The organism is Acidithiobacillus sp. IBUN Pt1247-S3, from assembly GCF_041146875.1.
Taxonomy (GTDB): Bacteria; Pseudomonadota; Gammaproteobacteria; order Acidithiobacillales; family Acidithiobacillaceae; genus Igneacidithiobacillus.
Genome location: NZ_JBFRXP010000017.1, coordinates 47907 through 60867, shown reverse-complemented (window position 1 = coordinate 60867; position 12961 = coordinate 47907). Strand labels below are relative to the sequence as shown.

The window sequence follows — 12961 nt, the reverse complement described above, 5'->3', positions numbered from 1 at the left end:
AAAACCAGCCGCGTCTCAGCAACTGACTCTGTTGTAGTGGAGCGTTTTAAAATCGCTATTCGCAATATCAATGAGTTATAAAATTAACTGTCGAACTCGGGTGTTCTGGACCCTCAGTTTTTGGCTGCTCTTGGGTGGTATGATCGCAGCCGCAGTGGATTACGGCCTCGCCTACCAGGATGCCAAACATCTGCAGGATGCCACCCTGGCACAGATGGCCACCTGGGTGGATCCCGCCCACTTACCCAACCATCCACTGAGCGTACCTTGGTTTCAGCACAAACAAGCGCACATCCAGCACGACGAAGAATTTGGCACGATCATCGTCGAGCGCATCAGCCCCACGCAATCCGGGAAAGCACTGCCCATTCCCAAACGCTGGAGCCCCGGTTTTCACCATTTGCAGGCGCAAGGTCAGCATTGGCGGATATTTCTTGCCTCTTTACCAAGCGGCGACCGCCTAGCCGTTGCCCAGCCCGTCTCTGTCCTGCGCGAAGCCGCCTGGGACGGTGCGCAGCGTAGTATCTGGCCCATCCTCATTCTGCTACCTATTGTCCTCTTGGCTCTGCGCTGGCAGGTCTATTCCGTGTTTCGCCCACTGCGGCGACTAGCACGAGAACTGTCGGCACTGCGACCGGAAAATACCCGGATCCACCTGCCCGAGACCCAAGTTCCCCAGGAACTGGCACCGTTTTGGCTGGCCATTCAGCAGTTGCTTCAACGGGTGACCGAGCTGGTGCAGCGCGAGCGCCGCTTCATTGCCGATGCCGCGCATGAGCTACGAACACCGTTGGCGGCCCTCTCGCTGCAAGTCGAAAACGCCGAACGCGCGGAAAGCTGGGATGCCTGCCGCCAGCGTTTGCTAAGCGTTGACGCCGGCCTGGCGCGTAGTCGTCATCTCCTCGACCAACTTCTGACCCTCGAACGCCAGCTTGCCGGGGAAGAAAAGAAAGAGAATGTGGATCTGGGTGTTCTGCTGCGGGAACTCCTTGGCGAGCGGCTACCGCTGGCAGAAAGCCAGGGCATCGAACTGGAATTGCAGATGCGCCCGACCAAGCTGGTCTTGCATATCGATGCCTTGGCCCTGCGGGTGCTGATCAGCAATGCCCTGGACAATGCCCTACGTTACTCCACAGCCCAGGGCGCAATCGTGCTGCGCGCATCCGCGGATGAAAAAAACTTGGAACTCGAAGTAGAGGACGAGGGACCAGGAATACCGTCTGCACAACGGGAACTGCTGTTCTCGGCTTTCCATCGCGCCGCTAATGCGCAAGGCGAAGGCACTGGCCTCGGCTTGGCTATCGTTGCCGCAGCGGCAAAGCGTTTGGGAGGGAAAGTGGAGTTACTGGATGGTAGCAACGGCAAGGGTCTGCTGTTCCGTTATCGGCAGCTCATGGAATGGACAACGGAGGAGACCGCAGTATGAGGTCGGCAGCGCAGGGATTCTACTGGGGAATGCTGCTGACGCTACTTACTGGCTGTGCAAGTTACCAGCCACTCCCGTTAGAGGGGCATCTCCCGCAGCCCAACAACCTTCGGGCGGCATTGGCGCAAGCCGCTGCTGGCGAGCCGCTGCGTAACGACAAAATTGACTTGCAGGCGCCACTTTCTGGAACTGCGCTCGCGCAAATTGCCGTCTTGCTCAATCCCGATCTGCGTGCCACCCGTACCAAACTGGGTGTGGCGCAAGCGCAGGTCTTTGCAGCTAGGCTCCTTCCCGACCCGCAGCTCTCCCTGAGTGCCGATCTGCCGAGCACGGCTGGCTACTATTCGGCATATAGTCTGGGCCTGCAATGGAGTCTGGCCAGTCTCTTCATCCGTTCCGCCAATCTCGCCATTGCCCGCGCTCAATCGCAATCTGTGCACTACGATGTCGCCTGGCAGGAATGGCTGCTAGCAAACCAGGTGCGCATTCTGGCGCGCAAACTCTATTTTTTGCGGCAGCAAGAAGCCATTGCCACCGCCGCCACCCAAGTGAGCCTGCAGCTTTACCGAAAATCGGTAGAAAATCTGCACGCCGGAGATACCACATTACCAAACCATGCCCTGCGCCAGATTGCCTATGTGGATAGCCGGGATCGCGAATTGGCGCTGCGCCGTGAGGTCGCAAAAGTCCGCCAGGAGCTGAATGCCAAACTGGGGCTACCACCCAGTTTTCGGCTGGATCTGGCAGCGCCCCGCCCATTGCCCAAGCTGCCGCCCGTGGACGATCTCGTGCAGCAGGCAATTCACCACCGCCTCGACCTGGCCGCGCTACGCGCTGGGTATGCCGCCCAGGAAGCGCAGGTACGGCGTGCCATCCTCGGTCGGTATCCTGGCTTCAGTATCGGTGTGAGTCATGCCGCCGATACCTCCAATATCCAGACCTGGGGACCGAGTCTTACCTTCGATCTCCCCCTGTGGAACCGTAATCGCGCCGCAATCCGGCAAAGCGAGGCAACGCGTGCCGAGTTACACGCCGCCTACAGCGCCAGGCTCTTCCAAACCCGCGCCGAAATCGCCAGCCTGGTACAGGACCTGCATCGCTTGCAGCCAGAAATCGAGCTGTTGCACGCACAGGTACCAGGTCTTGCACGGGCAGAAAGTGTCCTGCGCCAGGCGGTAGCCGAACACAACGCGACACTCGTCGAATATGAGAGCGTGCGCAGTCAGTTGCTCGATAAGAAATTGCAGCTTGTGACTCTCGAAGGGGCGCAGGCTGAAGATCAAGCCGCTCTCGAGCTGGCGGTTGGCATTCCCTGGGAACAATGGAGAAAAAGTACATGAATTGGCAGCGTCTGCTGCAACTCGCAGTGCTCTTGGCTGGGCTTGGGCTGGGTCTATTGGCTTGTGACGCCGCTCCCTCGGCCCTGGTCCAGACCAGCCCCGTACAAAGCATGCGCTTTACCCATACCCTGCGCGCCTACGGCACTGTAGCTTTCGCCAGTCAGGCGGCCCATCTGCTCAGCGCCCGCTGCGAAAGTGTCGTGCAGCAGGTACTGGTAGTGCCGGGAGAAAAGGTACAAAAAGGACAGGTACTCCTGCGCGTCAACGCCTCCCCCAGCGAGCAATTACAACTCCAGCAAGCACGCATCGACCTGCGCTTTGCGCAAAACGAATGGCAGCGCCAAAACGCGTTACGGCAGCGACAGTTGGCCACCAATGCGCAGGTACAGGCTGCCGCACAAAACCTCGCCAAGGCCCATGCGCTCCTGCAGAGCCTGGAGCAGCGCCAGCAGTCCTTGCACGCAGGCATCATTCGCGCCCCCATCACCGGCGTCATCACTGCCATACCGGTGCAGGCGGGCAATACCATAGCGGCTGGTCAACCCTTTCTCACCATCAACCCGGCTGGGGCGCGCGTTGTCGTCCTGGGCGTAGAACCAGAGGATCTGGGCGAGATTCACGTAGGAGATGAGGTTGCTCTACGCAGTCTCGACGCGCAGGGGAAATCCTGGCCATCGAAAGTACAACAAGTCCTAGCGCAGGTAGACCCGACTACGCGCCTGGCCGGGGTGATCGTGCCGCTACCGGCAGACGCCCAGGCATTGCCCGGAACCTTGCTCAGCGCCGAGATCACCCTTGCCCAACGACAGTCGCTGGCCGTCCCCGATTCCGCCGTCCTTACTCAACATGGACGGGCGTACTGTTTTGTGGACAGGAAAGGAATCGCACAAAAACGCTGGGTCGAAACCGGCTGGCAAGAAGGAAAATGGATCGAAGTCCAAAAAGGCCTGCAAGCGGGGGAGACGGTGGTGAGCCTGGGAAACTATGAGCTGCAAGACGGTATGCAGCTGCGTCGGGAAGGGAAATCCTGATGGGTGACTGGCTACTCCAACACCGTCGTTTTTTGCTGTTTCTCCTGTTGCTGCTGGTTCTGGGCGGTTTCGTCGCCGCGCAAAAACTGCCCGTGGCGCTGTTTCCGCAGGTCGCCTTCCCGCGCGTCGAGGTCTCCGTAGATGCCGGCAATATGCCCATCCCCCAGACGCAAATTGCCCTGACCCGGCCGCTGGAACAGGTCCTGCGCGCGGTACCAGGGGTGCGCAAAATCCGCTCGACGACGGCGCGGGGAGCCGCCGACATCTCCGTGCAATTTGCCTGGGGCAGCGACATGAAGACTGCGCTCTTACAGGTCGAGGCGGCCATCAACCAGGAGCTACCCAAGCTGCCAGCCGGGACCCAATTCCATGCGCGACGCATGGACCCCACCGTCGACCCGATTCTCGGCCTCGCCCTGACCTCCTCGCAACTGGACCCGGTTGCCTTGCGTCGGCTCGCCTATTATCAGCTCAGACCCCGCCTGCTAAGCATCCCTGGGGTAGCGCAAGTAACCGTGCAGGGCGGTGAACAGGAGGAATTTCAGGTCGTCGTCGATCCCTGGCGCCTGCAACACTATGGCTTATCCTACACCGACGTCGAAAAGGCCTTGGCCGGCGCCAATACCATCGAGGCCGTGGGCCGCAGCCAGCGCCATTATCGCCTCTACCAAATCCTCAGCACGAGCCAGTTGCATAACGCCGAGGAGATCGGCAAAACCATTCTGAAAAGCGGTCCCGAGGGCGTTGTCGATTTGGCCGACGTGGCCAAGGTCAGTCAGGGCACGCGCCCCGAGTGGACGACCGTCACCGCCAATGGGCACAACGCGGTGCTCTTGAACATCCTGCAACAACCAGGTGGCAACACTGTCGCCATCGACGCCGCCTTGCGCAAGCTCTTGCACAAGAGTGCGGCGTCACTACCCAAAGGGGTACAGATCAGCACCTGGTACGACCAAAGCCGGCTCATCACCGCCGCTGCCGGCAGCGTGCGCGATGCCATCATCATTGGCGCGATCCTTGCGGCCCTGGTGCTTTTCGCCTTTTTGCGCAATCTGCGTCTCACCCTGATTGTTGCCATCACCCTACCCAGCGTCCTGGTGGCGAGCGCATTGGTGCTGTACGTACTGCATCAGAGTTTCAACATCATGACCTTGGGCGGCATGGCGGCAGCGGTAGGGCTGGTGGTAGATGATGTGGTAGTGATGCTCGAGCACCTGATGCGTCGCATTACAGAAGAACGCGAGAACTGGTCGATCCTGCATCTGGCCCAGGAGCTGAGCACGCCCCTGGCGGGTTCGTCGGCAGCAACCCTGATTATTTTTATTCCCTTGGCGTTTTTATCGGGGGTAACCGGGGCATTTTTTCAGGCTCTGGCCATTGCCATTGCCGCTGCCCTGCTCATTTCCTTTCTGGTGGCCTTCCTTGCCGTCCCGGTGTTGGCACAGTTGCTCCTGCGGCAAAAGGACGCCGACAAGGCCGAGCATCAGGGAGCGCTGCAAGCCTGGTTGACCGCGCGCTACTGCCGGCTGCTGGCGCGGTTTCTGCGAAAACCCCTTTGGCTTCTGCTTTCCGTAGGCCTGTTGATCGTCGCGGCCGCCTGGTCCTATACCCAGGTCGGCAGCGGTTTCCTGCCCCCCATGGACGAGGGTGGCTTTGTTTTGGACTATCGCGCGCCGCCGGGCACTTCTCTGGCCGAAACCGATCGCCTGCTGGGCCAGGTGCAGCAGATTCTTGCGCAAACACCGGAAGTGGCTGCGTATTCCCGGCGCACCGGTCTGCAACTGGGTGGCGGCATTACCGAGGCCAACACCGGCGATTTCTTCATCCGCTTGAAACAGCATCGTCAGCACAGTATTTGGCAGGTGATGGATAGTGTACGACAACAGATCCAGGACCAGGTCCCGGGCCTACGGGTGGAAACCGGGCAGCTTATGGAAGATTTGATTGGTGACCTGACGGCCGTTCCTCAGCCCGTCGAAATCAAGATCTTCGGCAGCCGGCCAGAAGTCCTGGAGCAAGTCGCGCGTCGGGTCACGCAGTCCATCCAAGGCGTCCCTGGCGTCACCGAAGCCTTTGCTGGCATCACCATAGCTGGTGACGCCATCGACATCCATGTCGATCCGCTGCGCGCCCAGGCGATCGCCGGCATGACGCCCGCCCAGGTCGCTCAGCAACTACGCACCCTGCTGGAAGGTCAGGTGGTCACGCACATCGCGCACGGCGAGGAAATGATCGGTGTGCGCCTGCGCGCCCCACAGGACCTCGCGCAACACATCGAACAGTTGCGCCGTCTTCCGTTAATCGCGCCCGACGGACACACCTTTTTCCTGAATCAGGTCGCGAATATCTCGATCCAGCCCGGACAAGCCGAGCTGAACGCGGAAAACCTGCAACCCATGGTCGCCGTTACCGCGCGCATCGAAAACGGCTATGCCATGGGTACGGTGCTTGCTCAAATCCAGCAACGCCTGGCCAAGCAAAACTTGCCGCAGGGCGTCTATTTGCAATACGGTGGGCTGTACCAGGAACAGCAGCAGGCCATGCATGCGCTGGCACTGGTCCTGCTCGCCGCGATCTTGCTGGTTGCCGCCTTGTTGCTCTTTTTATATGAAAATTTTGCCATCGTGCTCAGCATTCTCCTTACTGCACTCCTGGCGCTAGGGGCCGTATTTGTGGGCTTATGGCTGACGGGCACCGAACGCAACCTCACCGCCATGATCGGCATGACCATGATCGTCGGCATCGTTACAGAAACCGCCATCTTTTACTTCGCCGAGCTACGCAGTAACGACCCAGCGGAGATCGTGCGGGCCGGCGCGGCACGCCTGCGCCCGGTACTCATGACGGCGATCATTGCCATCCTCGCCCTCTTGCCCCTGGCTTTAGGTCTGGGTGCCGGCGCAGAAATGCAGGCCCCCCTGGCCATCGCCATCATCTCTGGTCTACTCGCCGAAATCCCACTGGTATTGTTGGTGATGCCCGGCATTTATGTCACCCTGCAAAGGGCTTGGCCCACTTGTAAAATAAGGAGTTGATAAATGACTACCGCAGCTACCGTAGCATCCGCTACTGCCGAGTATTCGCCCCAACATCGTGCCTTTGCCGCCGTGCGCATCCTCTTTGGTTTCATTTGGCTAGCCAATACCGCCTTGCAGCTCAGTCCCGCCTATCGCACCCATTTTCTCGGCACCTTCAACGCGGATTGGGTCAGCGGGCAACCCGCTTGGGTAATGGCCTATGGTCATTGGATGGCGTCTCTGGTTGGCGGGATCGGCGCTCACTTCGTCGCTTGGATCACCATCATTCTCGATGCATTTTTGGCCGTCAGTCTCATCACCGGACTCGGTTTGCCCTTCCTCGCCTATGTCGGGGTAGTGTACAACCTGTGGCTGTGGAGCACCGTGGGTGGCTTTGGTGGCCCGTATACCCAGGGCGCGACAGACCCCGGTACGGCAATCATCTATGCCCTGGTCTTTGGTTACGTTATCGCCAGCCGCTCTTGGAGCTGCTGGAACCTTTCGGGTGCCAAGGCCCAACCCGTCGCGCCTGCCGCCATGCATACCGCACGCATCCTCTTTGGCCTTCTCTGGGCCTTTGACGCCTTCTGGAAATGGCAACCGTTTTTCCTGCACAACGCCGTCACCTACCTGCAGCAAGCCTTACCTGGCGAGCCCGCATGGATTGCCGCCTACATCACCTTTTTCATCACCGTTATCAACGCCGTCGGCCCCTTCGTGTTCGGTGTCGTTGCCGCGGTGATGGAAAGTATCATTGCCTTTTTCCTGCTCATTGGCGGCAAGAGCCTCCGCTGGATCATTCCCGTAGGCATCGCCTACAGCTTTGGCGTCTGGACCACCGCCGAGGGCTGGGGTGCCCCCTACCTACCCGGCAGCACTGCCAACAAGGGCGATGTATTAGGCACCACCAACATCTACATCATTGCCTTTCTGTTCTTGGCCGCTTGGGTCTATTTCCGCCCACATAAGGCGAAGTCACAAACCGACTGAAGGGCCACATAGCGACACCGACTGCCCCTTCTTGAAGCACCGCTTTACGCGTGCCCTCCCTCTGCCAGCACCCGCCGTAGCTGCGTGGCGCTGCCACGCGGCAGGGGCTTGCCATCGCGGGCCGATGCCGGGCTACGGCGATCTTCATCGAGAGCAAAAACTACCAGGCGTAGAGGCGCACTCTCATACTCCAGCAAGAAAGTGGGATAGTCGATGGGCGCGGCGTCGCCAAAACGCAAACGTTGCCAGCCCTCCTCATACTCAATCTGCGCATCGAGCAGAAAGAACAGGACAGTCTCCGGGGCGTCGGCGAAGAGATGCAAGGTGATTTTACTATGTTCGGTGGCGTCACCCTCCCATACCGGCCCAACCAGACGCGGTTGAAACTCCTGCAGCCACTCCATGGCGTGCAGAGCGACCTCCCGCAGGCGACGTAGGGCCACGGGCTGAGTATCGGCGTGAAAAAGCTGCAGACGCGCCTGCAACTCGCTGTGGATTTCGGTATTACTCGGCCAGTGCTGTTGCGCATCGACCCCCAGACGGCGCGCCGCCTTTTCCTTGGCACTGCGAAAATCTCCCACGGCTTCGTCAACCATGATGCGTGCCGCTTCTACCGCTAATAATTGGCGCAGACGTTGCGGAGACTTGGCCATGTTCGGCTCCATCGTTGTCCAAGAGGGCTCTAGGCGATAAGATAGCGCAGTCGCGAGGATGGCGGAATTGGTAGACGCACTGGATTTAGGTTCCAGCGCCGCAAGGCGTGGGAGTTCGAGTCTCCCTCTTCGCACCACTTTATGGCTTGAGGTAAGTAAAAGGAATGTCAGCAGAAGCCCAGGTACTCGACGACAGCCCATACTGCTGTTGCTCGGCGGCCACGTTTCAGGAAATTCTCGAGCGCCAGCGCGCCGAGCCCCTGCCCTTTATGGAGCTGTTGATGGTGCATGCCGGCTGCGGCTCCGGCTGTGGTAGCTGTATCGAAGAGCTGGAGCAGTTCCTGCGGGCGCACGACGCCTATATTGAAGATTGACCTCCTCCTGCACTTTTCGCCCTCCTTTCTGGCTCCCCAACGGCGATTTTGAAACCATTTGGGCACCCTTTTTCTCCCGCAAGGAACCCGCCTCGCTGCGCCGCGAACTCTGGACCACACCGGACGAAGACCGTATTGCTGTCGATTGGGTGGAGGGCAACGCGAGCGCACCCTTGCTGGTGCTGTTTCATGGCCTGGGCAGCAGCAGTCGCGGGCACTATGCCCTATCGCTGGGCGCGGCCTTGCAACAGCTCGGCTGGAATGGCTGCTTCGTGAATTTTCGCGGCTGCGGTGGCGTCGACAATCTGCTGCCGCGCGCATATCACGCCGGCGATAGCGCGGAAATCGCCTGGATTATCGAGCGCCTGCATCATTCCCAGCGGCCGCTCTATGCGGTTGGGGTATCTTTGGGCGGCAATGCCCTGCTCAAATATCTGGGCGAAGAGCACCCGGACTACCTTGCGGGAGCAGCTGCCGTCTGTGCCCCCGTCGACCTCGTGGCCACGGCCGCACACATCGCCACCCAGCCCTTCTACGAGCAGTACTTCGTGCGCACCCTCAAGCGCCAGATGGGGCGTTACGCTCGGCGTTTTCCCGATCTGGTCGATTGGCAAGCCGTCCACCGGGCAAAGTCCTTGCACGCATTTGACGATGCCTTTACCGCGCCAGTGCATGGCTTTGATGATGCCATGAGCTACTGGCGGGCAGGCTCTTCCGGCCCCGGTCTCGCGCGGGTACGCACGCATACTCTGTTGATCAATAGTCGCAATGATCCTATCGTACCGGTAGATGCAGTCGCGCAATGGCCACGTAGTAGCGCCGTATCTACCTGTTTTACCCAGCGCGGCGGCCACGTGGGCTATGTGCAAGGGAAATTTCCCGGAAGAACCCGTTGGCTACCCGAACAAATCCTGCGCTTTTTTCAGGGAGAAGGTACAGATGCAAAAGCATAGTCATGTCATCGCACCGCGCCTGCGCATTCTGCTGGCCGAGGCCATCGCCATTGGCCCCGGCAAGGCTGAGCTTTTACAGCGTATTGGCGAGAAGGGCTCCATCTCGGCGGCGGCGCGCTCGATGAACATGAGCTATCGCCGCGCCTGGCTGCTGGTCGATACCATGAATCGCTCCTTCATTGGCCCCCTGGTGGGCACCGCGACTGGCGGTACCCGCGGCGGCGGCGCCTTTCTTACGGAGTTGGGTAAAGAGGTGCTCGCGCATTATGAGGCTATGGAAGAAAAGGCCAATGCCGCGCTGGACGAAGACATCGCCCAGTTTCGCCAGTGGTTACGTCCTGACGGCCCTCTGCCCCCTAGCTATGGAAATGCAGAATGAAGGGACTATTGCGCGAAATTCTTTGTAGCAGGGTCTATGACATTGCCCGTGAGACGCCTCTCGAAGCCGCGCCCAAGCTGAGCGCGCGCCTTGGACGCGAGGTGCTCTTCAAGCGCGAAGACCTGCAGCCGGTGTTCAGCTTCAAGCTGCGCGGCGCCTACAATCGCATCGCCCAGCTCAGTGCCGAGGAGCGCCAGCGCGGGGTAATTGCCGCCAGCGCCGGCAATCATGCCCAGGGCGTTGCCCGCAGCGCACAGTTTCTGGGTATTCGCGCCTGTATCGTCATGCCGCGCACCACGCCGGAAATCAAGGTGCGCGCCGTACGCGCCCTGGGTGCCGAGGTGATTCTGCATGGCGACAGTTACTCGGATGCGCAAGCGCACTGCCAGCAACTTATTGCTGAGACCGGCATGGTTTTCATCCACCCCTTCGACGATCCGCTGGTGATTGCCGGTCAGGGCACCGTAGGCGCGGAGCTGCTGCGCCAACGTGGCACCGGTCTCGATGCCGTTTTCGTGCCCGTGGGTGGCGGCGGATTAATTGCTGGGGTGGCGGCGTACCTGAAAAGCATCGTCCCCGAAATTCGCATCATTGGCGTCGAGCCCTTCGAGGCAGACGCCATGTATCAGTCCTTGCAGGCTGGCGAGCGCATCGAACTGGATCAGGTCGGGATCTTTGCCGATGGCGTCGCAGTGCGCAAAGTGGGGGAACATACCTTTGCCCTGTGCCGGGACAACGTGGATCAGATCGTGCGCGTGAGCAATGACGAGATCTGCGCCGCCATCAAAGACGTCTTCGACGAAACCCGCACGGTGATGGAGCCCGCGGGTGCCTTGGCAGTGGCAGGACTCAAGCGCTTGGCGCTGGAAGAGCCCGTGCGCGCCGGACAAGGGGCATGGACCGCCATTCTTTCGGGCGCCAACATGAACTTCGACCGCCTGCGCTTCATTGCCGAGCGTGCCGAAATTGGCGAGGCGCGCGAGGCCCTCTTCGCCGTCACCATCCCCGAGCGCCCCGGCGCCTTCCAGGGCTTCTGCGCCGCCATTGGCGGGCAACGCGTCATCACCGAATTCAACTACCGCCTACATCACCGCGATGAGGCGCAGATCTTTGTTGGGGTGGCGGTGCAGGATCGCGACGATGCCGAGCGCCTATTGTGCGGCCTGCGCGATACTGGTCATACCGCGCTCGACCTCAGTGAGGACGAGATGGCCAAGCTGCATATCCGCCACATGGTCGGCGGTCATGCCGTGCATGCGCGCAACGAACGCATCTTTCGCTTTGAGTTTCCCGAGCGCCCCGGCGCCCTGATGGAATTTCTCGACAAGGTAGGCGGGCGTTGGAATATCAGCCTTTTCCACTACCGCAACAACGGTGTGGACTTCGATCGCGTGCTGGCGGGTTTTGAAGTCCCAGTGGCAGATGCAGCGGAATTCGAGGCCATGCTTGACCGCCTCGGACTTCCCTACGCCGAAGAGACCGAAAATCCTGCCTATCGCTTCTTCCTCGGGCAAGGCGAGGAGCAAACGCCGCGCTTACGTGTCGCGGGCGAACATCAGCCGTAGCGACTCACCAATGCCGTTGGCCATGCCATGCCAACGCTTGGCCAGATCGGCGTCCATATGGTCGAGCATGGTCTCATGAAAAAGCTGTAACCAATCGTCTACCAAGGCGTTGGTCACGCCCACCGGGGCATGCTTGTCGCCCAAGGCATAGCGAAAATCCTGATAAGGCAAGCCGCCCATCACCGTCCACCAATAATGGGTGAGGCGTTCTTTGTGCAGCTCCCAGTCGCCAACAATGGCAAATGGCTCGGCCAGGGTAGGATGCTTTTGAATGCGATTGTAGAAATCGTCCACCACGGCACGAATGGTGGGTAAACCGATTTTTTGGCAGAGCGGTTCGAGCTTGCGCTTGGCAGGAAGAACGGGCAATTCGTCGGCCATGACAACCTCCTCAATTCATTAGAAAACATAGGATACACCCGCGCGGCGCGGCGACCTAGCCCTGCAAGAGCATCTGCGTGTAGCGGCGCACCCAGGACTGCGCCTCGCGCAGGCGATAAGTCATGATCCACGACGGATGTGGCAGGTGCGAGATGCGTACCGAGCCATCGGGAAATAAACGCTGCACCGTTGCCTCCACCTCACGCCCCAGGGCAATGATGCGCTTGGGAGCCACTACGGCCATCTCCGCGACAAAGCGCTCTTCGACAATCCGCTGTGCCGCATCGGGCAGTTCGTGATAGTTGCAATTTTTGTTGTCGCGCAGATAGCCCACAGCAGAGACATTGCTCACATAGAATTCCCGATAGAACTTCTCGGCACCCACGTTCTGCACTACACGATGAAAAAAGTTGGCCGATGGCTCGGTATCGTTGCGCGGCAGGCGGCCATCCGGGAACAAACTGGCCAGGCTGCGAAAATCCAGCAGAGGGATGCCCGTCAGGCCCGCCCCCAAGCGTCCGGGGTTCAGCCCCAGGATGACCGTCTGGGGCAGAGGCTCAGGAATATATTGCTGCCAGAATTGTTCCGCAATGGAACGATATGGCAAAAAGTCCTGTAGGATAGAAATTCCACGCTCCTGCAACAGACGGGCAAAGGCCTCATCCTGCAGATATTGGTCTTGGGCCGCAAAAATTGGAGAGATCATGGGAAGCACTGTGGCGCGAGGGGGTGAATGTTGGCGGAGAGAGTGGGATTCGAACCCACGGTACCCTTTTGGAGTACACAGCATTTCCAGTGCTGCACCTTCGGCCGCTCGGTCACCTCTCCGTAGGGGCGCAAGTGTAGCCCGTT

At 59.9% G+C, this 12961-nt stretch carries 12 protein-coding genes and 2 tRNA genes; 10 read left to right on the top strand and 4 right to left on the bottom strand.

All coding sequences use genetic code 11. The features are described from left to right. Positions 1-139: 139 nt before the first annotated feature. Genes AB4090_RS11750 through AB4090_RS11730 form a run of 5 tightly spaced genes read left to right on the top strand, consistent with a single transcriptional unit; the run spans position 140 to position 7804 of the window. A complete protein-coding gene (locus AB4090_RS11750; protein ID WP_369574071.1) occupies positions 140-1426 on the top strand; it encodes a sensor histidine kinase in 1287 nt (428 codons plus the stop codon). Continuing rightward, positions 1423-2766 carry a TolC family protein gene (locus tag AB4090_RS11745; protein WP_369574070.1) on the top strand — a complete coding sequence of 448 codons (1344 nt, stop codon included), beginning with the start codon at positions 1423-1425 and terminating at the stop codon, positions 2764-2766. Before AB4090_RS11750 ends, AB4090_RS11745 begins: the two co-directional genes overlap by 4 nt. Further along, a complete protein-coding gene (locus tag AB4090_RS11740) occupies positions 2763-3797 on the top strand; it encodes an efflux RND transporter periplasmic adaptor subunit (protein ID WP_369574069.1) in 1035 nt (344 codons plus the stop codon). The genes AB4090_RS11745 and AB4090_RS11740 overlap by 4 nt, the downstream gene beginning before the upstream one ends. Beyond that, the gene (locus tag AB4090_RS11735; protein ID WP_369574068.1) at positions 3797-6832 is read left to right on the top strand and encodes an efflux RND transporter permease subunit; all 3036 of its coding nucleotides are present in this window, start codon (positions 3797-3799) and stop codon (positions 6830-6832) included. The genes AB4090_RS11740 and AB4090_RS11735 overlap by 1 nt, the downstream gene beginning before the upstream one ends. Positions 6833-6835: 3 nt before the next feature. After that, complete coding sequence (locus tag AB4090_RS11730; protein ID WP_369574067.1) at positions 6836-7804, top strand: hypothetical protein; 969 nt, start codon at positions 6836-6838, stop codon at positions 7802-7804. A 44-nt stretch (positions 7805-7848) separates the two neighbouring features. Here AB4090_RS11730 and AB4090_RS11725 read toward each other — a convergent pair whose 3' ends face one another. Continuing rightward, positions 7849-8457, bottom strand: coding sequence for a nucleotidyltransferase (locus AB4090_RS11725; RefSeq protein ID WP_369574066.1), 609 nt, complete (start codon positions 8455-8457; stop codon positions 7849-7851). A 52-nt stretch (positions 8458-8509) separates the two neighbouring features. On the opposite strand from AB4090_RS11725, the gene AB4090_RS11720 reads away from it, so the two are divergent. The 5 genes from AB4090_RS11720 (at position 8510) to ilvA (ending at position 11728) form a co-directional block, all read left to right on the top strand. Further along, a tRNA-Leu gene (locus AB4090_RS11720) sits at positions 8510-8594 on the top strand. Between the two features lie 27 nt (positions 8595-8621). After that, entirely contained in the window at positions 8622-8831 is a 210-nt protein-coding gene (locus AB4090_RS11715; RefSeq protein ID WP_369574065.1) for a (2Fe-2S)-binding protein, read from the top strand. Then, positions 8828-9784, top strand: coding sequence for a YheT family hydrolase (locus AB4090_RS11710; protein WP_369574064.1), 957 nt, complete (start codon positions 8828-8830; stop codon positions 9782-9784). Before AB4090_RS11715 ends, AB4090_RS11710 begins: the two co-directional genes overlap by 4 nt. Then, the gene (locus tag AB4090_RS11705) at positions 9771-10163 is read left to right on the top strand and encodes a winged helix-turn-helix domain-containing protein (RefSeq protein WP_369574063.1); all 393 of its coding nucleotides are present in this window, start codon (positions 9771-9773) and stop codon (positions 10161-10163) included. Before AB4090_RS11710 ends, AB4090_RS11705 begins: the two co-directional genes overlap by 14 nt. Beyond that, entirely contained in the window at positions 10160-11728 is a 1569-nt protein-coding gene (ilvA, locus tag AB4090_RS11700; RefSeq protein WP_369574062.1) for a threonine ammonia-lyase, biosynthetic, read from the top strand. The genes AB4090_RS11705 and ilvA overlap by 4 nt, the downstream gene beginning before the upstream one ends. Here the strand turns inward: ilvA and AB4090_RS11695 are convergent. The 3 genes from AB4090_RS11695 to AB4090_RS11685 all read right to left on the bottom strand — a co-directional run bounded on the left by AB4090_RS11695 (position 11699) and on the right by AB4090_RS11685 (position 12937). Beyond that, the gene (locus AB4090_RS11695; protein WP_369574061.1) at positions 11699-12109 is read right to left on the bottom strand and encodes a truncated hemoglobin; all 411 of its coding nucleotides are present in this window, start codon (positions 12107-12109) and stop codon (positions 11699-11701) included. The two genes, ilvA and AB4090_RS11695, sit on opposite strands and share 30 nt — an antisense overlap. 55 nt (positions 12110-12164) lie before the next feature. Next, the gene (locus AB4090_RS11690; RefSeq protein ID WP_369574060.1) at positions 12165-12815 is read right to left on the bottom strand and encodes a uracil-DNA glycosylase family protein; all 651 of its coding nucleotides are present in this window, start codon (positions 12813-12815) and stop codon (positions 12165-12167) included. 31 nt (positions 12816-12846) lie between these two features. After that, a tRNA-Ser gene (locus tag AB4090_RS11685) sits at positions 12847-12937 on the bottom strand. Between the last annotated feature and the right edge of the window lie 24 nt (positions 12938-12961).